Annotated in this window: 17 protein-coding genes; 15 read left to right on the top strand and 2 right to left on the bottom strand. The window is 73.1% G+C overall.

Features of this window, described 5'->3' with window-relative positions; genetic code table 11:
- The first annotated feature begins 15 nt into the window (after positions 1 to 15).
- The 3 genes from IG54_RS0101650 (at position 16) to IG54_RS0101640 (ending at position 3,489) form a co-directional block, all read left to right on the top strand.
- Entirely contained in the window at positions 16 to 921 is a 906-nt protein-coding gene (locus IG54_RS0101650) for a glycoside hydrolase family 16 protein (RefSeq protein WP_030776254.1), read from the top strand.
- Between the two features lie 116 nt (positions 922 to 1,037).
- Entirely contained in the window at positions 1,038 to 2,513 is a 1,476-nt protein-coding gene (locus tag IG54_RS0101645; protein ID WP_030776251.1) for an integrin alpha, read from the top strand.
- 166 nt (positions 2,514 to 2,679) lie between these two features.
- A complete protein-coding gene (locus IG54_RS0101640; RefSeq protein ID WP_030776248.1) occupies positions 2,680 to 3,489 on the top strand; it encodes an SDR family NAD(P)-dependent oxidoreductase in 810 nt (269 codons plus the stop codon).
- Between the two features lie 56 nt (positions 3,490 to 3,545).
- On the opposite strand, the gene IG54_RS0101635 is transcribed toward IG54_RS0101640, so the two are convergent.
- Positions 3,546 to 4,655: a hypothetical protein gene (locus IG54_RS0101635; protein WP_030776246.1), complete on the bottom strand. Its 1,110-nt coding sequence runs from the start codon at positions 4,653 to 4,655 to the stop codon at positions 3,546 to 3,548.
- A gap of 327 nt (positions 4,656 to 4,982) precedes the next feature.
- Here IG54_RS0101635 and IG54_RS0101630 point away from each other — a divergent pair, with 327 nt between their 5' ends.
- The 8 genes from IG54_RS0101630 (at position 4,983) to IG54_RS0101595 (ending at position 13,393) form a co-directional block, all read left to right on the top strand.
- Positions 4,983 to 6,074, top strand: coding sequence for a phytanoyl-CoA dioxygenase family protein (locus IG54_RS0101630; protein WP_030776244.1), 1,092 nt, complete (start codon positions 4,983 to 4,985; stop codon positions 6,072 to 6,074).
- A complete protein-coding gene (locus IG54_RS0101625; RefSeq protein ID WP_030776241.1) occupies positions 6,056 to 7,378 on the top strand; it encodes a DUF6271 family protein in 1,323 nt (440 codons plus the stop codon). The genes IG54_RS0101630 and IG54_RS0101625 overlap by 19 nt, the downstream gene beginning before the upstream one ends.
- A gap of 8 nt (positions 7,379 to 7,386) precedes the next feature.
- The gene (locus IG54_RS0101620) at positions 7,387 to 8,565 is read left to right on the top strand and encodes a type III PLP-dependent enzyme (RefSeq protein WP_030776238.1); all 1,179 of its coding nucleotides are present in this window, start codon (positions 7,387 to 7,389) and stop codon (positions 8,563 to 8,565) included.
- Positions 8,562 to 9,122: a GNAT family N-acetyltransferase gene (locus IG54_RS0101615; protein WP_051819196.1), complete on the top strand. Its 561-nt coding sequence runs from the start codon at positions 8,562 to 8,564 to the stop codon at positions 9,120 to 9,122. Before IG54_RS0101620 ends, IG54_RS0101615 begins: the two co-directional genes overlap by 4 nt.
- On the top strand, positions 9,100 to 10,284 hold the full coding sequence (locus IG54_RS0101610) for an MFS transporter (protein ID WP_030776233.1): 1,185 nt from the start codon (positions 9,100 to 9,102) through the stop codon (positions 10,282 to 10,284). The genes IG54_RS0101615 and IG54_RS0101610 overlap by 23 nt, the downstream gene beginning before the upstream one ends.
- A 146-nt stretch (positions 10,285 to 10,430) precedes the next feature.
- Positions 10,431 to 11,345: an AurF N-oxygenase family protein gene (locus IG54_RS0101605; protein WP_030776231.1), complete on the top strand. Its 915-nt coding sequence runs from the start codon at positions 10,431 to 10,433 to the stop codon at positions 11,343 to 11,345.
- A 63-nt stretch (positions 11,346 to 11,408) separates the two neighbouring features.
- Positions 11,409 to 12,947 carry an FAD-dependent oxidoreductase gene (locus tag IG54_RS0101600; protein ID WP_078593606.1) on the top strand — a complete coding sequence of 513 codons (1,539 nt, stop codon included), beginning with the start codon at positions 11,409 to 11,411 and terminating at the stop codon, positions 12,945 to 12,947.
- A 122-nt stretch (positions 12,948 to 13,069) separates the two neighbouring features.
- A complete protein-coding gene (locus IG54_RS0101595; protein WP_030776228.1) occupies positions 13,070 to 13,393 on the top strand; it encodes a hypothetical protein in 324 nt (107 codons plus the stop codon).
- 37 nt (positions 13,394 to 13,430) lie between these two features.
- On the opposite strand, the gene IG54_RS0101590 is transcribed toward IG54_RS0101595, so the two are convergent.
- Complete coding sequence (locus IG54_RS0101590; RefSeq protein ID WP_030776222.1) at positions 13,431 to 14,753, bottom strand: phytase; 1,323 nt, start codon at positions 14,751 to 14,753, stop codon at positions 13,431 to 13,433.
- A 200-nt stretch (positions 14,754 to 14,953) separates the two neighbouring features.
- Between IG54_RS0101590 and IG54_RS0101585 the strand changes: the two genes are divergently transcribed.
- Genes IG54_RS0101585 through IG54_RS0101570 form a run of 4 tightly spaced genes read left to right on the top strand, consistent with a single transcriptional unit; the run spans position 14,954 to position 19,344 of the window.
- Positions 14,954 to 15,301, top strand: a complete 348-nt coding sequence (locus IG54_RS0101585; protein WP_234335925.1) for a phosphopantetheine-binding protein — start codon at positions 14,954 to 14,956, stop codon at positions 15,299 to 15,301.
- Positions 15,298 to 16,551, top strand: a complete 1,254-nt coding sequence (locus IG54_RS0101580; protein WP_030776216.1) for a cytochrome P450 — start codon at positions 15,298 to 15,300, stop codon at positions 16,549 to 16,551. Before IG54_RS0101585 ends, IG54_RS0101580 begins: the two co-directional genes overlap by 4 nt.
- On the top strand, positions 16,548 to 17,837 hold the full coding sequence (locus tag IG54_RS0101575) for a condensation domain-containing protein (protein WP_030776213.1): 1,290 nt from the start codon (positions 16,548 to 16,550) through the stop codon (positions 17,835 to 17,837). Before IG54_RS0101580 ends, IG54_RS0101575 begins: the two co-directional genes overlap by 4 nt.
- A 1-nt stretch (position 17,838) precedes the next feature.
- Entirely contained in the window at positions 17,839 to 19,344 is a 1,506-nt protein-coding gene (locus IG54_RS0101570; RefSeq protein ID WP_051819195.1) for an AMP-binding protein, read from the top strand.
- Positions 19,345 to 19,489 lie beyond the last annotated feature (145 nt).

Genomic DNA, 19,489 nt, shown 5'->3' with positions numbered 1-19,489 from the left:
AGCGGAGGCAGCGCGATGGGATCACACGCGGCGGCGGGACGGCGCAGACCGCTCGTACTCGGCGCGCTCGGCGTGACGCTGCTCGCCGCCCTGCTGTCCATCCCGGGCGCGGGAGGCGCACCGGTGTCGGCCGACGCCTGCCGCGACACGGGCACCTCGCTGCCGCGCGGCGACTGCGGGCCCTTCTGGCAGGTCCTGGCCGAGGACTTCAACGGCGATCGGGTGCCGCTGGGCGCGTTCAGCGACTGCGACCACCACGCGGACACCTCCGCCGCGTACTGCGCGGGCCTGAAGGGCGCCTACCGCGACAACTGGTGGGCGTACCCGACCGGTTGGCGCGACACGGCGAACGACCGGGCCCGTGCCGTCGCCGGTGTCTACCACCCCGAGGACACCGTGAGCGTGGGCCCCGCGGAGAACGGCGACGGCCGGATGCGCGTCCGGATGTGGCGGCCCGCCGACGGAGGGCCCGTCCACGCCGCGGCGGTCGTACCGCGCGCCGTCATGCAGATGAAGTACGGCAAGTACAGCGCCCGCATCAAGGTGACCAAGCAGGCCCCCGGCTACAAGTCGGCCTGGCTGCACTACGGCGGGGGCTGCGAGATGGACCACCCCGAGGGCGAGTGGACCGGGGCGCTCAGCGCCTTCCACCACCCCTGCGGGGGAGGCGGCCAGGGCTCGTTCCGCGGCGCCGACGACTGGACCGAATGGCACACCGTGTCGACCGAGTGGACCCCCGGCCACGTGCGGTTCTTCGTCGACGGCCGGGAGATCGGGCACGACACCAGGAACGTGCCGAACCGGCCCCTGTCCTGGGTCATGCAGAACGAGAGCGCGCTGGCAGGGCCCGGGGCGGCGCCCGGCAGCAGCGCGCGGCTGGAGATCACCTGGGTCGCGGCCTACGCGTACGGCTGGAAGTGAACTCCCGTACAACCCTTGTCCCCCATCCCGTGTCGAACAGGGCGCCGGACAAGGAACGGGCCCTTTCCGGCACACCCCCGCGCCTGCCCGGCCACCTTCCTTGACAGGAGCCGCTCGTGCGCAAAAACCGTTCGGCCGCCCTCGCCGCGGCCTCGTTCCTACTGCTGACCGGGGCCGGCATCGCCACCGCCCCCGCCGCCTTCGCCGGCACCCCCGGGGGTACGCACGCCGACGACCGCAACAGCGACTTCAACGGCGACGGGTACGAAGACGTGCTGGTCGGCGCCCCGGGCGCCACCGTCAGCGGCCACAAGGGCGCGGGGCTCGTCACCGTCCAGTACGGCTCGACCAGAGGCATCGGCACGACCGACGTCGACCGGTTCAGCCAGTCCACGTCCGGGGTCGCGGGCGCCGCCGAGGCGGGCGACGGCTTCGGCAAGGCCGTCGCCACGGGCGACCTGGACGGCGACGGCTTCGACGACGCGATCGTCGGCATCCCCGGCGAGGACCTCGACGGCCGGGCGGACGCCGGTGGCGTCGCGATCCTGTGGGGCTCCAAGGACGGGCTCACCGGCTCGGCCAGCGACTGGCTCCAGTCCCAGGAACCCACCGCGGGCGAGCAGTTCGGCGCGAGCCTCGCCGCGGCGCACCTCACCGGCGACACGCCGGGCGACGTGCTCGCCGTACTGGACCGCGACGAGCTGGCCCTGTTCGTGTACGACGCCTCGCCGCAGCCCGGCCAGGCACCGCTGCGCCGCCAGGACACCCAGCGGCTCGCCGCGGCCGCCGAGCGGACCATCCGGCCGAAGTCCCTCACCACCGGCGACTACGACGACAACGGCTACGCCGACCTCGTCGTCTCGGGCGTGACCGCGGGCGAGGAGGAGCCCGGCCACGGCTGGTCCCTGCACTTCTCGGGGCACGCCGAAGGGCTCACGTACGAAGGCGAACTGCGCGGCGGCCCCGCGGCCGCGTCCGGCGACATCAACAACGACGGCTACGACGACCTGGTGACCGGCGAGCCCGCCTCCCCGGACGACGGCGGCGAGACGATGACCGGCGGCCTGGTCGGCGTGCGCTACGGCACCGCCGAGGGCCTCGGCGAGGAGGCCAAGTGGTGGACGCAGGGCTCCACGGGCGTGCCCGGCAACCCCGAGCGCGGTGACGGCTGGGGCGCCGACCTGTCCGTCGCGGACACCAACGGCGACGGCTACGCGGACGTGGCGATCGGCGCGCCCGGCGAGGACATCGGCACCGTCGCCGACGCGGGCGCGGTGTGGGTGCTGCGCGGTTCCGAGAACGGCATGACGGCGACCGGCGCCAAGTCGTGGGACCAGGACTCCGCGGACATCCCGGGTGTCCCGGAGAAGGGCGACAAGTGGGGCGCGCAGGTGCGGCTCTCGGACCCGAACAACGACGGCCGCTTCGGCCTCCTCGCGGCCGCGCCCGGCGAGAACGCCGGGGACGGCGTGGTGTGGGTCCTGTCGGCCGGCACCGGCGGCGTGACCGCCACAGGGTCCTGGACGTACGGCGGTTCGTCACTGGGCGCGCCGGGCACGGGGGCGGCGTTCGGCGCGGCGATCGACGAGTGAGCGGGGCGTAGGGCCCGCCCGCCGGGCGGCTGTTCGGGCCTGTCCGCCGGGCGGGCCCGAACAGGCCATCCGGGCGCGGTCGTGAGCGGACCTCTCCGTAAGATCATGGCGATGTCACGGGGGATCGCGCCACGTGCTCACGACTGCGTTCGGAGGCTGAACAGGCATGACAGAGAGCCGAGTTGTCATCGTCACGGGCGGCGGGACCGGCATCGGTGCCGCCACCGCCCGCCAACTGCGGGCCGAGGGGCACCGCGTGGTGGTCTCGGGACGCCGCCCGGAACCGCTGCGCCGCATCGCCGAGGAGACCGGGGTGTTGGCCCACCCCGCGGACGCGGGCGACCCCGAGGGCGTCGCCGGTCTCGTCGACGCGACCGTGTCGGCGTACGGCCGGATCGACGGGCTCGTACTGAACGCCGGGGTCGGGCGCAGCGGCGCGGTCGGTGACATCACCGACGAGGACTGGGAGTTGGTGATGCGCACCAACCTCACCGGCCCGTTCCTCCTGCTGCGGGCCGCGTTGCCGCACCTGCTGGCGGCGCGCGGCTCGGTCGTCGCGGTCGCCTCGGTGGCCGCGCTGCGCAACGGCGTGGCGAACGCGGCGTACGCGACGTCGAAGGCGGCGCTCCTCCAGCTGTGCCGCTCCCTCGCCGTCGACTACGGCAAGGACGGACTGCGCGCCAACACGGTGTGCCCCAGCTGGGTGCGGACCGAGATGGCCGACCGCCGGATGACCAGGTTCGCCGAGGAGGCCGGCCTCGGGGAGGGCGGCAGCGAGGCGGCGTACGAGGAGGCGGCGCGGCTGATCCCCGCCGGCCGCCCCGGACGGCCGGAGGAGGTCTCCGAGGCGATCAGCTGGCTGCTGTCGTCCGCGGCGTCGTTCGTCAACGGCGCTGCGCTGACCGTGGACGGCGGCGTGACGGCGATCGATCCCGGCACGGTCGCGTTCGACTTCAGCATCACGCCGCGCGGCTAGCGGGCTGACCGACCGGCCGGGTCCGGGCCAGGGTGCGGCTCCTGTCCCGGGAGCCGTCAGCCGAAGCGTTCGACGCGGATCTGAGCCGGTGGGTTCGGGTAGAAGGAGGTCGTGCCCACCGACCAGAGGCCGCCGTCCGTGCCGGGGATCCGCGCGAGCGCCACGGGCAGCACCGTGGAAGTCGACTGCGGGCCCCGCTCACTCGCCCAGGCCGTGCCGTCCCAGCGCAGGTAGTGCGCGCGCTTGTCGTCCCAGAAGTCCCAGCCCGAGATCCGGTCCGGCCTGCCGTCCGCATCCCCGACGATCGAGGTCAGCATCCCGACGCCGAAGGGCTTCTGCACGTCGTTCCACCGCGTGCCGTCCCAGTGTTCGAGGCGGGCCCCCGGCGGCTTGCCGGGCGGCCCGCCGATGCCGTAGGCCCAGCCGGTCAGCCAGACGTCGTCGTGGGCGACGGGCAGCAGGCCGGACACCGAGCCGCGGATGCCGAGCAGGCGGGGTATCACCGTCCAGGCGCCGTCGTAGCGGGCGATGACGTCGCCGAAGACCCACACCTCCCCGCCGGGCGTGACGTGTACGCCGCCCGGGGTGGGCGCGGCCTCGTCCGGCAGCGGCCGGCACCAGCGCCACGTCTTGCCGTCGCCGCGCAGCAGCCCCGCGCGGTCGCCGTGCCGCCCGGACACCCAGAACCGGCCGTCGGGCGCGGCGGCGACATCCGTCAGCCGCGTTCCCGCCTCGCCGCGGCCGGGGAAGGACGTCTCCCGCCAGGTCGTGCCGTCCCAGGTGAGGAGCTGGTCGTGGTCCGCGGCGTCGGTGCCCACGGCCCAGGCCGCCCCGCCTGAGGGGCTGACGGCGACAGCCCGCAAAGTGGTGTACGTCAGATGGGACAGGTCGGTCGGTAACCAGGCCGTGCCGTCCCAGTGCCGGGCGATGGCGGCGCCCCGCTTGGTGTTGTCGATGTCCTGCTGGCCGACGGCCCAGGCCAGGCCGGGCCCCGCGGCGGCCACGCCGTAGAGGCGCGCGGCCGGTGTCCCGGCGGGGGCGGGCACTTCCTGCCAGGACGCGGCGGCCACCGCGGGCCGGGCCGCGGCCCGGCCCGCCAGGGACGCGGGAAGGGCCAGTCCCGCTCCCGCGGTGGCGAGTCCTCGGACAAAGGCACGTCTTCGCATGGGAGACCTTCTTCGGGTGCGTGGGTTCGATGTGGGCAACACACTGAACCGGGCACCGCGACGCGTCAATGCACGCGAGTGCCGACTCTGGACGGCAACTGCTGTGGTGGGCACGGCAGTTGCAGCCAGCATTTGCGCCCCGCCCGCATATGGCGGGCGCGTGAACCAGGGGCGAATATCGGTGTTTTGCTTGACAAGGCACCCAAGTCAATTGTTGACAGCGCGAGTTGGTCTAGTCCATTTTGGTGGCACGTAAGTTCGACGAGGGGCGGATGTGACAGGCGCCGCCGCGCCCGCCTTCAGACGAAACCGAACCTTGGAGCCCCCATGCCAGCTGCCGACCCCTACCTCCACCGAGCCCCCTCCGCCGTCCCGTACTTCAGCGCCGACGGCGAGACGTACCTGGCGCGGACACAGCTGCGGGACCTGACCAAGACGCAGCCGCTCAAGGTGCTGTCCGAGGAGGACTTCGCCTTCTGGCAGACGTACGGCTACGTCGTCGTGAAGCAGGCGATCCCCACCGAGGCGGCCAAGGACCTGCTGGACTTCGCCTGGGAGTTCCAGGGGCTCGACCGGGGCCGCCCGGAGACCTGGTACGAGGAGCGCGCGTTCCGTTCCGACCTCGACCGCGAGCTGCACGTCTACGGCTTCGTCGAGGCCTACCACCACCAGCTCATCTGGGACAGCCGGCAGACGCGGCGGGTCTACGAGGCGTTCACCGACGTATGGGACTGCGACGAGCTGTGGGTCACCCTGGACCGGCTCAACCTCAATCCCCCCAACGTCAAGAACCGCTCCCGCTCCCTGATCGCCCCCACCGAGCGCGGATTCGACATCAACCTCCACTGGGACGTCGACACCACCCTCGGCGTGCTGCCCCAGCGGGTGCAGGGCATCATCGCCCTGGACGACACCCGGCCCGAGCACGGCGGCTTCCAGTGCTGCCCCGAACTGTTCCGCCGCTTCGACCGGTGGAAGGCCCTCCAGCCGGACGACCGTGACCCGATCCGCCCGGCGATCGACCAGGACGACATGCCCGTCGTCCGGCCCGAGCTGGAGGCCGGCGACCTGCTGATCTGGAACGGCCTGCTCGCGCACGGCGTCGCCCCCAACACCTCGGCGAACGGCGTGCGCGCTGTCCAGTACCTGTCGATGATGCCCGCGCTGGAGACCCACGAGGAGCTGCGCCGCTCCCGCGTCGACTCCTGGCGTCACCTCACCACCCCGGACTGGAACGCCACGCTCCTCGGCGACGCCGACAAGCACGAGTCCCTGCGCTACGGCACCGCCACGCTGAACGACCTCGGCGAGAAGCTGCTGGGCCTCACGTCCTGGACCGGACAGTCCGCCGACGCCGCATCCCCCGGCGTCCACTTCGACCAGCCGATCGGGGAAGCCGCATGCGCCGCGTCTGCCTGACCCTCCCCACCGACCGGGCCTGCCCGGAGACGATCGCGGCGATCGGCGGCGAAGCGGCCTACGCCGCCGCGCACTTCGACGCCGAGGTCCACCTGCTGATCCTCGACTCCTCCGACCCAAACACCTTCGCCGCCCACACCCGGGCCGTCCACGCCCTGGGCGAGGTCCCGCGCGTCATCACCCACCACCTCGGCGAGGCGGCGCAGCGTGCCTTCCTGCGCCGGGTCATCGAGCGGGCCGAGGTCGCCAAGCCCGAGCTGATGCTGGAGCTGATGCTCCCGGCCGGGCTCTCCTACGGCGCCTGCACCAACCGCGCGTTCCTGATCGCCGCCGCGCTCGGCTGCGAGTCCGTCCACCGAAGGGACTCCGACAGCCGCTACCAACTCGCCGACGGGGAGCCCGTCTACCCCGTCCACCACGAGCTGACCTCGCTCGGCAAGCGCGCCGCCGAAGCCGCGCACGGCGCCGTGGAGACCGCACTCGACCAGCGGCACGCCCACAAGCGCGTCGCGATGGTCGGCAGCTCCTTCGTCGGGGAGCTGTCCGTGGACATCGGCGAGATACGGGACCTCGACCCCGAGGCCTACTACGACGTGGTCAGCCTCTGGGCACCCGGCGCATGGCCGAAGGAGCGGAAGCGGGAACTCGTCGACGACTCCTTCAGGGGCGCCGGCACGGAGGCGTTCACGGGCGACCGGGCGACCCTGACGCTGGTCGACCCGATGCGCGTGGACATGTGCAACATCAGCTTCCACGGCGTGCACGAACGCGTACCGCTGCCGCCCGCCACCGACACCATCGGCAGCGACTACTTCCTCATCCACCTGGTGCACGACGCGGCGCTTCCCGGTGTCCTGCACAACCGCAACATCGTCAACTTCTACACCGCGGAACGCAGGACCGACGCCGGCTTCGTCGCGTACCAGACGCGCTTCGTCAAGTTCTTCCTGTCGATGCTCTACTTCAACCACATCTACGAGCGGATGGCTTCGGCCGGTGAGGCGCTCCTCGACGACAGGGGCCAGGTGCGCGGGTCCGTCATCAGCGCCCTCGCCCGGCAGAGCGCCACGCTCGACCGCGCCGAGAACGTACACCGCCTGGACCGCGTCGATGCCGCCTACCGCGGACTGGGCGGCAGATACGCCCGGTTCGCCGATCTCCTCGCCACCCGTCGCGAACGCCTCCTGGACGAGGCGCGCGGCGACATCGAGGACTTCGCGCTGCTGACCGAGGCCTGGGAGCCCCTGGTGCGGGCGAGCAAGGCCACCGGTCCGCTGCTCCTCTCGGCGGGGCGGCCCACTTGAGCGCCACGATGACGCACGACACCGTGCCGCTCCTCGACGCCCTGGCGAACGCGGCCGAGGACCAGATCGTCTTCGACCTCCCCGGCATCGAGGAGCGCTACGACACCCTGCGCCGCGAACTGCCCGGCGTCGCCGTCCGCTTCGCCATGAAGGCCTGCCCGGTGGACGAGGTCCTCGCCCGGCTGGCCCGGCTGGGCTGCGGCGTCGACGCGGCGAGCCCCCACGAGGTGGCACAGGCCCTGCGCGCCGGGGTGCCGCCCGCCAGGATGCACTACGGCAACACCGTCAAGTCCGACGCCAACATCGCCGACGCACACCGCCTCGGCATCGGGGACTTCGCGACCGACAGCCTGGAGGACGTCACCGCCATCGCGGAACACGCCCCGGGCGCCCGGGTGTTCTGCCGTATCGCCACCAGCGGCGAGGGCGCGCTCTGGGGGCTCAGTCGCAAGTACGGATGTGCGCCCGCCGACGCCGTCGCCGTGCTGGACAGGGCACGCGAGCTGGGGCTGACCCCCGCCGGTCTGTCCGTGCACGTCGGCTCCCAGCAGATGACGGCCGACGCCTGGCACGAGGCGTTCGACCGCATCGCGGACGTCCTGGCCGCCCTCGGCCGGCGCGGCATCCGCCTGGACCACGTCAACCTCGGCGGCGGCCTGCCCGCCCTCGGCTACCGCGATCAGCGGGGCCGGCCCCTCGATCCCCCGATGGACAAGATCTTCGCCGTGATCCGCGACGGCATGGCACGCCTGAGCGGGATCCGCGGCCACCGGCTCGGCTTCGTCATCGAACCCGGCCGCTATCTGGTGGCCGACCAGGGCGCCATCCGCGCGCACGTCTCCCGGCTCTCCGCGCGGCGCGGCCCCGACGGCGAGCGCCAGTACTGGCTGTATCTGAGCTGCGGCAAGTTCAACGGCCTGTACGAGATGGACCAGGTGCAGTACCGCCTGGTCTTCCCCTCGCACCGCGAGGCCGAGTCGGTGCCGGCCGTGGTGGCGGGCCCCACCTGCGACAGCGACGACGCCTTCTCGCACGAACACGGCCTGGTCCAGGTGCCCAAGGCGCTGGCCTCCGGCGACCCCGTATGGGTGCTGTCCTGCGGCGCGTACGCGACCAGTTACATGACGCGGGGCTTCAACGGCTTCAGCCCGCTCCCGTACACCTGGATAGACGGCGGCGACGCGTGAACCACGAGATACGGACACGCCCCGTCGCCGACGGCGACTGGGACGGCATCGCCCTCCTCGAACACCGCGCCTACCACCGCCTCGGTCTGTCGGAGGGGCGGGCAGCGCTGGAGGCCAAGGCGCACGCGTCGCCGGCCACCTGCTTCGCGCTGGACCTGAGCGGGCGCCTCGCGGGCTATCTGCTGGCCCTGCCCTACCCGGAATCCGCCTACCCGCGGCTGGGCGCCACCGACGACGAGCCGACGCCCGCCTCGCGCAATCTCCATCTGCACGACATCGTCGTCGCGGAGGACCTGCGGCACCGGGGCCTCGCGCGCCACCTCCTCAACCGCCTGACCGCGACCGCCCGTTCGCACGGCTACGAGCAGATCTCCCTGGTGGCTGTCGGCGGCAGCGAGACGTTCTGGTCGGCCCGCGGTTTCACCACCGGGCGCGGGGCCGTGCCGCCGGCCGGATACGGCCCGACCGCTGTGTACATGTCCAGGGCGGTGCCGGCCGGACCGGCACCGCGCAGAGAAACAGAGAAGTGGGCTGATGTCGGTGCTCCGCGTACGTGATCCTTTCCATCGGGGCCAGTTGGCGGTCGCAGCCCTGTTCTGCTCGCTCGGCTTCCAGTACGCCACGTGGGCGTCCCGGATCCCCGCCCTCAAGAGCGGCCTCGGTCTGAGCGCGGCGGAGGTCGGCGTCCTGCTGATGGCCGCGGGCGTCGGCGCCGCGGTGTCCTTCCCCGTGGTCGCGGCGCTGATGCGGCACCTCGGCTCCCAGCGCCTCGCGCTCCTGTCGGCGCTCTGCCTGGCCCTGCTGCTCCCGGCGCTCGCCGCGGCGCCGAACTACCCCGTCGCCCTGCTGGTCATGTGCGTCGACGGCGTCCTCGTGGGCTGCCTCAACGTCGCCATGAACGCCCAGGGCGCCGCCCTCGAAACCAGATTCGAGCGCAACACCATGGCCCGGCTGCACGCGACGTTCAGCGGCGGCTCCCTGCTCGCGGCGCTGCTCGCCTCCGGCATGAACGCGGTGACGTCGGCGGTGGCCGTCCACTTCACCGCGGCCGCCGCGATCCTGCTCCTGCTGGTGGCGTACGCGCGTACCGGCCTGCTGACGGACGATCAACTCCCGGCGCAGCAGGGGGAGAAGAAGCGCACCGGGAAGTGGACCGCGCCCTCCCGCGTGACGCTGTGGATGTGTGTCGCGATGGCGTTCGGCACCGTGACCGAAGGCGCGATGAACGACTGGTCGGCGCTCTATCTGGAGGACGTCGCCGACGCCTCCGTCGAGCTGGCGCCCCTGGGCATCGCCGTCGTCTCCGGAATGATGGTCGTGGCCCGGCTCTTCGCCGACGGATGGCGCGGCCGCTGGGGCGACGGCCGCGTCGTGCTGGCCGGCAGCGCGCTGGCGGGCGTGGGCCTGCTCCTCGCCCTGCTCAGCGGCGGCCTGGTCCCCGCGCTGCTCGGTTTCGCCTGCGTGGGCCTCGGCATCGCGGCCGTCACCCCGTGCGTCTACGTGGCCGCGGCCGGGCAGGGCTCCGACTCGCTGACGCTCGTCGCCGCCATGGGGACCACGGGCCTGCTGGCCGGGCCGCCGCTGATCGGCTTCATCGCGGGCGCGAGCAGCCTGGTCTGGGGCTTCGCGGCGGTCGCCGCGTCGGCGCTCGTCGTCTGCGCGTGCAGTACGCGGATCACGTGGACGGCCGCCGAGCCCGAGCAGGTGACCCCCACGTAACTCCCGTATCCCGCCTCACTTGTGCCTACTGGAGGGTAGGCCTACCCGGCCCCCTTGTTATACGGTCTGTCTAACAACGGGGCCGTGGCGTGCCGGGAGGCGGGCGCCGCGGCCTTGCCCTGACGTCCGAGTCAAGGAGCCGCACCATGGCGAGCAGCACTGTCCGGCCGAGCGCGCAGGATGATTCCCCGGAGGGCGACATCTCCCGGCGGCTGCTCGACTCGGCCGCGGTCCTCGCGTACGACCCCGCCACCGAGGTCGACTGGGAGACCCCGCTGGACCGCGACTGCCACGGCGCGAGCCCGGAGTGGAGCACGCTCTACGGCACCGCGTACTGGCAGGAGTTGACCGAGGAGCAGCGCAAGGAGCTGACCCGGCAGGAGGCGGCGTCGGTGGCCAGCACCGGCATCTGGTTCGAGATGATCCTCCAGCAGATGGTGCTGCGCGATGTCTACGCGAAGGACCCCACCAGCGCCGAGGTCCAGTGGGCGCTCACGGAGATCGCCGAGGAGTGCCGCCACTCGATCATGTTCGCGCGCGGAGCCGAGAAGCTGGGCGCGCCCCCGTACCGGCCGCACCGGATCGCGGTCGAGCTGGGCAGGGTCTTCAAGACGGTCGCCTTCGGGGAGGCGGCGTACGCCGCGATCCTCGTCGCCGAAGAGGTGCTCGACGTCATGCAGCGCGACTGGATGCGGGACGAGCGGGTCGTGCCCTTCGTCCGCACCATCAACAACATCCATGTCGTCGAGGAGTCGCGGCACATGAAGTTCGCCCGCGACCAGACGCGCAGGCGGCTGGCCGGCGCGGGCCGGGTGCGCCGCCAGATCAACGCCCTCGTGATCGCCATCGCGTCGTACGTCATCGTCACCAGCATGGTGAACCGCGAGGTCTACGCGAACGCCGGGCTCGACGAGGAGCGCGCCCTCGCCGAGGCGAGGACCAACGAACACCACAAGTCCATGATGCGCTCCAGCTGCGCCGGCCTCATGGAGTTCCTGGCCTCGTGCGGCCTGCTCACCAAGCCCGCGCTGGCTTTCTACAAGCGCGCCCACCTCATCTGACGCCGCCACCGCCACCGCCACGGCCACCGCCACCGTCGCCTTCGCCGAGCCGAGTCCAGGAACATGACCTACGCCATCACCCAGACCTGTTGCGGCGACGCCACCTGCGTGGCCGTGTGCCCCGTCAACTGCATCCACCCCACACCGCAGGAGCGGGCGTTCGGCAGCACGGAGATGCTGCACATAGACCCCGCGACCTGCATAGGCTGCGGCGCGTGCGCCGACGCCTGCCCGGTCGACGCGGTCTTCCCCGTGGACCGCCTGCCCGCCGCCCTAAAGGAGTACGCCGCGATCAACGCGGCCTACTTCGAAGGGGCCGGGGCGCCCCAACAGGACCCGGACGGGCCGAACTTCCACGCGTGGGGCGAGCCGGACTTCCCGCGCGTCCTGCCCGCGGACTTCGCGCCGCTCAAGGTCGCCGTCGTCGGTACCGGCCCAGCCGGCATGTACGCCGCGCAGGATCTTCTGCTGCACACCAGCGCCGAGGTGACTCTGATCGACCGCCTGCCGCTGGCCGGCGGACTCGTGCGCTACGGCGTCGCGCCCGACCATCCCGCCACCAAGAAGGTGGGTGACGCCTTCGCCCGCTTCCACACGCATCCCCGAGTACGGATGCACCTGGGGCTCGACGTGGGCACCGACGTCACCGCGCAGGAGCTGGCCGCGCACCACGACGCGGTGATCTACGCCGTGGGAGCGTCCGCCGACCGCCGACTGTCCGTACCCGGCGAGGACCTGCCCGGCAGCGTCGCCGCGAGCGCGTTCGTCGCCTGGTACAACGGCCACCCCGAAGCGGCGCCAGAGGGCTTCGACCTGTCGGCGGAGCGCGTCGTCGTGGTCGGCAACGGCAACGTCGCCCTCGACGTGGCCCGCATCCTGCTCGCCGACCCGGACGACCTGGCCCGTACGGACATCGCGGGGCACGCCCTGGCGGCGTTGCGTGCCAGTGCGGTCCGCGAGGTGGTCCTGCTCGCGCGCCGCGGACCCGAACACGCCGCGTACACCACCTCCGAACTGCTCGCCCTCACGCACCTGCCCGGCGTGGAGCTGGTCGTCGACGACCACGACCCGCGGACGGCCGCCGCCGTAGAGGCGGCCGGTCCGGGGAGCAAGGCGGCCCTCCTGCGCGGCGTCACGCGCAGGCACCTCGACGGGGAGGAGCCGCCCGCGCCCGGGCGGCGTATCGTCCTACGTTTCCACAGCCGCCCCGCGGAAGTCCTCGGCGAGGGCCGGGTGGAGGCCGTGCGCGTCACCTCGGACGCGGGGGAGCGGACCCTGCGTGCGGGCATGATGCTCCGCGCGATCGGCTACCGCGGCCTGCCGGTGCCGGGACTCCCCTTCGACGAGAGCACCGGCACGGTCCCGCACGAGGGCGGGCGGGTCACCGGACAGCCGGGCACCTACGTCGTGGGCTGGATCAAACGCGGCCCCACCGGCGGCATAGGCACCAACCGCACCTGCGCCGCCGAAACGGTCTCGACCCTGCTGGCCGACGCGGTCGCCGGGACCCTGCCCACACCGACGCGGGCCTCCCGCGCCTTCCACCGCCTGGCGCGCGGCCACGGCCGCCGCGGTCGACGGCGGGCGGGGGCGGCACGCTAAGCGGGCGCCGGGCGCCACGAGGCCCGTACGCTGCCGATTCAAGGTCTCTCCAAGGTCTGCCGCAGGCCCGCGCCGCACTGTAGGACGTGGAAAGCAGTCGGCGTCCTCGGAGGGGAAACACCATGGCTGTTCGTACGTTGCTCGCAAGCGCGGGGCTGGGCGCCGCGCTGGCCCTGGGAGCCGTGGCGGCCCCCGCACAGGCCGCCCCGGCCCAGTCCGCGCCCGCGCGGTCCGCCCCGGCGCAGGCATCAGCGTCCGACGGGGGGTTCCTGTCGTGCCCGCCCGGCGCGCCGAGGCCCAGAGCGGGCTTCCGCTGCCTGTCTCCGTACTCGACGGAGCCGCGGTGCGACGCCGGTGTCCTCCAGCACATCAGGGCCACGCCCGCGACCGAGGGCTACTGCCAGCGGAGCGGCGGGACGTGGTGGGGCTTCGTCAACATCTACTGACGGGGGGTGCGGATACCGCTGACGCGGCCTGGCGGCTTCAGTCCTCCAGGGCTTCCCGGACGGCCCCGAGGTCCACGAACTTGAAGTTGGTGGAGGGGCGTTCGCCGTCCCCGGGAGCGTCGTGGCCGTCCTGCACGACGAGCAGGCCGTTCGGGTACTTGCGGCCGAGCGGCGCGGCGAGCGCGGCGGCCCCGTCGCACTCCTCCGAGCCGTCGAGGGCGGAGGAGGCGGGGGTGACGCGGAAGCCGCCCTCGTACTCGTTGGCGTCGGACAGCTCGCGGTCATAGGCGGCGAACGTGTTGTCGCCCTGGCTGGACGCCAGCAGGTGGCCGTCGCCGTCCGGCTCGGTGAGCAGCGTCAGTCCTTCGACATCGGCACTGAGGCGGGTGCCGCCGTAGCCGGGGTCGGCACCCGCCTCGCACTCCTCGGTCTCCTCGTCGTAGGTGCCGGGCACGCCGAACTCACGCACTTTGTCGATGAGTTCCGGCGTTCCGGTCAGGTCGGCGCGCATCCGCCAGATGCCGACGTCCTCCTGACCCGCGTACAGCGTGCCGTTCGCTGGGTCGACCACCATGCCCTCGACCTGGGGGAGTTCGCCGGGTTCGCCGCAGGGGGTCCACGAAGTGCCGTTGGGGAGGCGGAACGTCGCGGGCAGGTCGAGGGAGCGGACCTTGCGGTAACCGACCTTGCCGCGGGCTCCGGGAGTGATCTCCAGCAGGGCGACGCTCGTCCGCTCCCGGCGGCTGACCAGCGCGTAGGAGCGGCCCGTGGACTTGTCCGTCCAGGTGGCGAGCCCGTACGCGGTGCGCTGCTCGTCGATCTCCTCCTGCGAGGCGGAGAACACGGGCGGCGCGGCCGGGTCCGTGACGTCGGTGAGGGGGCCGCCCGCGCGGTCGCGTTCGACGCGGTAGAAGCGGAGCCGGTCCCCGCCCCGGTCGCTGGTCACGGCGAGGTCGGCGCGGCCCGAGGAAAGGCGCAGACCGTGCACCAGATCGACGTTGTTGAAGCGGCCGGGCGCGTGGTCCGGGCCCGGCGCGGGGGGCGCGGGCACGGACTGCACCTCGCGGGCGTCCAGGTCGTAGACGCGCAGGCCGCCCTGCTTGGCGGTGGCGATCACCAGGCTGCGGCCCGGGGTGGCGGCATCGCGCCAGATCGCCGGGTCGTCCGCGTCGGCGTCGCCGCCCGCCTCGTCATCGTGCAGCGGCGGCGTCTCGGCCCGCGGAGCGACGGCGGGCAGGGTGGCGCGCGGGGCGGCCGGGTCGACCGGGGTGGCCAGGGCCTCGCCGGGCAGGGCGGCCGCGGCGAGCGCCATGACCGCCGTGGCGAGGGCGAGCGTCGTCGATCGGGCATCGCGGTTCATGACCACGCGGGGCTCCTTCAAAGAGAACGCAAGACAGAGCAAGCACACGTAAGGGAACGGAAGATCGGGAGGCAAGGACGTGCAGAGTGTGTGTTCCGCGTATGAAGACTTACCGCGAGGTAACGGGTCCTCGACCGATGCGGGACGTGAACAAACGGTGAAGCAGCGGAAGTTGAGCACCTCGGGGGAGGCTGATGTCGGTGGATGAACGACCCGCTGTCGACACCGTGAGCGCGCGCACCACACTCGGCATGAGTACCGCCTACCTCGCCCCCCGCACCCCCACCGAGCAGCGCCTCGCCGCCCTCTGGAGCGCCTGTCTGGAGGTCGCGCCCATCGGGGTGGCGGACGACTTCTTCGAACTCGGCGGCGACTCCTTGCTCGCCGCCGAGCTGCAACTGGCCATCGACCAGGAGTTCGGTGTCGAAGTGCCCGCCGCCGCACTGTTTTTGACACCCACTGTCGCCGCCCTCGCGCAGGCCCTGGCAGCGGCGGCCGAGGAGGCGCAGGCGGCCCGACCGGCCGCGCCCCGGGAGCCGATGCCATGAACACGCGCTCCCCGCAGGTGAACCTCGCCGACCCGGACCTGTACGCCGTCGGCGACCCGCACGCGGTCTGGCGCACGCTGCGCGAACGCGCCCCCGTCCACTGGCAGCCGGTCGGCGATTCCCTCGGCTTCTGGTCCGTGACCCGCTACACGGACGTCGAACGGGTCCTGGAGGATCACGCGAGCTTCACCTCCGAGCGCGGCACCCTGCTCAGCCTCCTCGGCCGCCACGACCCGGCGGGGGGCCGGCAGATGGCGGTCACCGACCCGCCCCGCCACGGCCGGATGCGGGCCCCGCTGCACCGGGCGCTGCGCCTGCGGTCCGCGGAAACCCACGCCGATGAGATCCGGGCGGGCATCCGCGCACTGCTGCCCGAGGCCCCGCCCGGCACCGGGCGCTCCTTCGACTTCGCCGAGGCCTGCGCGCAGCTCCCCCTGGTGGTCCTCGGACCCCTGCTCGGACTGCCCGCCCGGGACCGCCCCCGCCTCGTTCGCCTGGCGATGATGTGCGCGGCCGAGGACGACCCCGGACACCAACTGCCCGGCGGCCCCGAGGCCACCTTGCGGCAGGCCCACCGCGAACTGTTCGCGTACTTCGCCGACCTGGTACGGGACAGGCGGCGCCGACTGGCGCGGCGGCCCGGCAAGAGCGCGGAGGACCTGGTCGACGTACTCCTGACGATGGACGCCGACGGGGAGCGGCTGACGCCCGGCGAGGTCCTGTCCAACTGCTACAGCCTGCTCCTCGGCGCCGGCGTGACACTCGCCCACGTCCCCCCGGCCGCCGTCCTCGAACTGGCCCGCACCGGCGGCTACGCCCACTGGGCCGCCCGCCCCGAACTCCTCGGCAGCGGCGTGGAGGAGGCACTGCGGTGGGCGTCGCCCGCCGGCCACTTCATGCGGCACGCGCGCCACTCCCTCGACCTGGCGGGCGTGCGGGTGGCGCGCGGTGACGCGGTCGTGGCCTGGCTGGGCTCCGCCAACCGCGACGCCACGGCCTTCGACCGGCCCGAGGTGTTCGACCCGGCCCGCCGCCCCAACCGCCATCTGGCGTTCGGCGCGGGACCGCACTACTGCGCGGGGGCGAGCGTCGCCCGGGTGACGCTGCGCCTGTTCTTCGCGGAACTGTTCGACCGGTATGCGCGGATCGAGGTGACCGGCGCGCCCCTGCGGGCCCGCTCGACGTTCCTCGCCGGCATCACGCACCTGCCCGTACACGTACAGCCGAGGCACAAGGAGGTGGCGCGGTGACCGCGGCCACGCCCAGCGCGACAGAGGGCACATGTGAAGCGACGTACGCCCAGGACCTGCTGAACCTGGTGGAGACGCTCCTGCCGGGCACCGTCCTCCAACCGGGATTCCTGGTCCGCGCGGCCTACCGCCTGTCGGGGCCGGTGGACGAGAAGGCTCTGCGCCAGGCGCTCGACGACGTGGTCGCCCGGCACGGGGCGCTGCGCACCCTGCTCCTGCGCGACGGCGAAACCCTGCGCCAGCGGGTGCTCCCGCCGAAGCCCGTCCCGCTGACCGTCACCCGCCTCGGCCCGCACGAATCGGCCGACGACTGGATCGCCGACGTCACCACCAGGCCCCACCCCCACGACGAACTTCCGCTCCTTTACGCCTACTTGGCCCGCCGCGACGACGGCGAGACGCTCCTCGCCCTCGTCGCCCACCACATCGCGTCCGACGCCTGGTCGCAGGACGTGATCGCCCACGACCTCGCCACCGCCTACACCGCCCGGCTGCGCGGCGAGGAACTCCTGTCGGCCGATGTCATGCAGTACGCCGACATCGCCGCGGAGGACCGCAGCGACGAGTGGCAGGCCCGCATCGCCGAGGCGCTGCCGTACTGGCGCGACCGCCTCGCCGACGCGCAGGGCCTCGGCCTGCCCGCCGAGACACCGGACGCCGCGCCCGGACCGAGCGCCGTGCACGCCTTCCGCGTCGACGACGCGCTGCGCCGCGCGGTGCGCGACGCCGCCCGGCGCGGGCGCACCACCCCGTTCACGCTGCTCCTGACCGCGTTCGTCGGCGCGCTGCTGCCGCCCGGCGACGCGATGGTGCCGGTGATCACCGCGGGGCGCATCCCCTCCGAGTGGAACACCGTCGGCTTCCTGCTCAACGTCCTTCAGATCCGCGTCGAGCACACCGGCCCGGACGGCCTGCACGACCTGCGCCCGCGCGTCGACCGGCGGTGCCGCGAGGCGTACGCGAACGACATCCCGCTGCTGCCCGTCCTGCGGGAGAACCCGCACCTCCTGGAGCGTATGACCGCACGCGACCGCGTCGCCCCCGTCTTCCAGATGATCGTCCGCCGGCCCGAGCGCCCCTCGGCCGAGACCTCCGCCCTCGGCCTCGACCGCCTGCCCCTGGACGCCCAGCCGCCGCTGCCGATACCGCTGCCGTTCCTGTGGACCATGCGCTGGGACGACGCACCGGGCGGATACGTCACCTACGACGCGCACCTGTTCAGCCCCGCGTGGATGGAACGCGCCGTCGACACCTACCAGGGCGTCCTGACCGAACTGGTCCGCTGACATGGGCGCGAGCGAACCACCCCACATCCTCGACCTCGTCGAGCCCCGCCTGCACGCGCCCGGACCGGCCGTCGCCGACAGCGAGGGCACCTTCGGCTACCGCGAACTGGACGCCGCCTCCCGGGCGGTGGCCCGGCTGCTGCTCGCACGCGGCGCCCGGCGCGACGAGCCGGTCGTGGTGCACGGCACCGCCTCCCGCCGGACCGTCGCCGCGCTGCTCGGCGTGGTGCGCGCGGGCTGCCGCTTCGTCCCCGTCGACGCGGGCTTCCCCGAGGAGCGCCGGCGCCTGATGGTCCGCCGCAGCGGCGCCCGCTTCCTCCTCGCGCCGGACGGCCACGCCCTCGCCCTGCCCGGCGGGCCCGAGCCCTTCCCCGGCGGCCCTGCGGACGTGGGCGCCGCGCGGGACGACTGGTTCCAGCTCCGCCGGGGCAGCCATGCCTACACCTGCTTCACCAGCGGCTCGACGGGCCTGCCCGAACCGGTGACCATCTCCGCGACCGCGCTCGGCTGGTCCACCGCCGCACGCCTGACGCATTACCCGGAGCCGGTCGGAGCCTTCCTGCTCTGCTCGTCGATCTCCTTCGACAGCTCCATGGCGGGCATCTGGTGGACCCTCGCCACCGGCGGTCTGCTCGTCATTCCGGACGGCCGCCCCGGCGACCTGCTCGCCCTGGCCCGCGCCGCCGAACTGCACGACGCCACCCACCTGTTGCTGGTCCCCTCGTTGTACGGCGCCGCGCTGCGCGGCGGCCTCGCGCCCCGGCTGCGTACCCTCACGACCGTGATCGTGGCCGGCGAGACATGCCCACCCGCCCTGGTCGCCCGCCACTACGCGGAACTGCCACGGGCGGCGCTGTACAACGAATACGGGCCGACCGAATGCACGGTATGGGCCACCGTCCACCCCTGCACACCCGCCGACGCGGCGGCACGCACGGTCCCCATCGGCAGGCCCGTCACCGGAATCACCGCGAACATCGCGCCCGACGAGGACGGCGAGGAGGGCGCCCCCGGGGAGCTGTACCTCGCCGGCCCCGGCCTGGCCGTGGCAGGCGGCAGAGCGGACCGCTTCGTGATCCGCGACGGCGTGCGCTGCTTCCGTACGGGCGACCTGGTGACGGTCAGGGGCGACGGGGCGCTGCTCTTCCACGGCCGCACCGACCACCAGCTCAAGCTGGGCGGCATGCGCGTCGAACGGGCCGAGATCGAGCAGGCCCTCACGTCCTGCGACGGCATCATCGAGGCGGGCGTCGGAGTCACCGGCACGGCCAGGACGCGCCCGATCGGCTTCGTGGTCACCGAGGGCGGCGCGCTCGACGAGCGGCGCATCCGTACGCAACTCCTGAGCAGGCTCCCCACCACCGCCCTGCCCGCCCGCGTCGTCGCCGTGCCCGCGCTGCCCCGCCTGCCCAACGGGAAGGTCGACTACCGAGCGCTGGACCACCGGGCGAGCGACCACCGATCGACCGACCCTCGCGCGACAACAAGAAGGCCCCGGTGTCCATGACGGATACCGGGGCCTTTCGCGAGCGCTGGGCAGGCCTTGCACCTGCATCTCCCTACAGGAAGTAGGGTGCCTTTCCTTGGACCACCAACGCCGGGCCTGTCACCGGTGTTTCGGTGACGAGCACAAGATCAACCTTAGCGCATGT

This window comes from Streptomyces sp. NRRL S-920 (assembly GCF_000717945.1).
GTDB classification, from domain to species: Bacteria; Actinomycetota; Actinomycetes; order Streptomycetales; family Streptomycetaceae; genus Streptomyces; species Streptomyces alboniger.
This window is presented reverse-complemented; position numbering and strand designations above follow the sequence as displayed.

What these genes read in the sequence shown, in the direction of transcription:
- IG54_RS0101650 (WP_030776254.1), top strand. Translation starts at nt 16, where the DNA reads ATGGGATCACACGCGGCGGCGGGACGGCGCAGACCGCTCGTACTCGGC.
- IG54_RS0101640 (WP_030776248.1), top strand. Translation starts at nt 2,680, where the DNA reads ATGACAGAGAGCCGAGTTGTCATCGTCACGGGCGGCGGGACCGGCATC.
- IG54_RS0101635 (WP_030776246.1), bottom strand. Translation starts at nt 4,655, where the DNA reads ATGCGAAGACGTGCCTTTGTCCGAGGACTCGCCACCGCGGGAGCGGGA.
- IG54_RS0101630 (WP_030776244.1), top strand. Translation starts at nt 4,983, where the DNA reads ATGCCAGCTGCCGACCCCTACCTCCACCGAGCCCCCTCCGCCGTCCCG.
- IG54_RS0101625 (WP_030776241.1), top strand. Translation starts at nt 6,056, where the DNA reads ATGCGCCGCGTCTGCCTGACCCTCCCCACCGACCGGGCCTGCCCGGAG.
- IG54_RS0101620 (WP_030776238.1), top strand. Translation starts at nt 7,387, where the DNA reads ATGACGCACGACACCGTGCCGCTCCTCGACGCCCTGGCGAACGCGGCC.
- IG54_RS0101610 (WP_030776233.1), top strand. Translation starts at nt 9,100, where the DNA reads ATGTCGGTGCTCCGCGTACGTGATCCTTTCCATCGGGGCCAGTTGGCG.
- IG54_RS0101605 (WP_030776231.1), top strand. Translation starts at nt 10,431, where the DNA reads ATGGCGAGCAGCACTGTCCGGCCGAGCGCGCAGGATGATTCCCCGGAG.
- IG54_RS0101600 (WP_078593606.1), top strand. Translation starts at nt 11,409, where the DNA reads ATGACCTACGCCATCACCCAGACCTGTTGCGGCGACGCCACCTGCGTG.
- IG54_RS0101595 (WP_030776228.1), top strand. Translation starts at nt 13,070, where the DNA reads ATGGCTGTTCGTACGTTGCTCGCAAGCGCGGGGCTGGGCGCCGCGCTG.
- IG54_RS0101590 (WP_030776222.1), bottom strand. Translation starts at nt 14,753, where the DNA reads ATGAACCGCGATGCCCGATCGACGACGCTCGCCCTCGCCACGGCGGTC.
- IG54_RS0101580 (WP_030776216.1), top strand. Translation starts at nt 15,298, where the DNA reads ATGAACACGCGCTCCCCGCAGGTGAACCTCGCCGACCCGGACCTGTAC.
- IG54_RS0101570 (WP_051819195.1), top strand. Translation starts at nt 17,839, where the DNA reads ATGGGCGCGAGCGAACCACCCCACATCCTCGACCTCGTCGAGCCCCGC.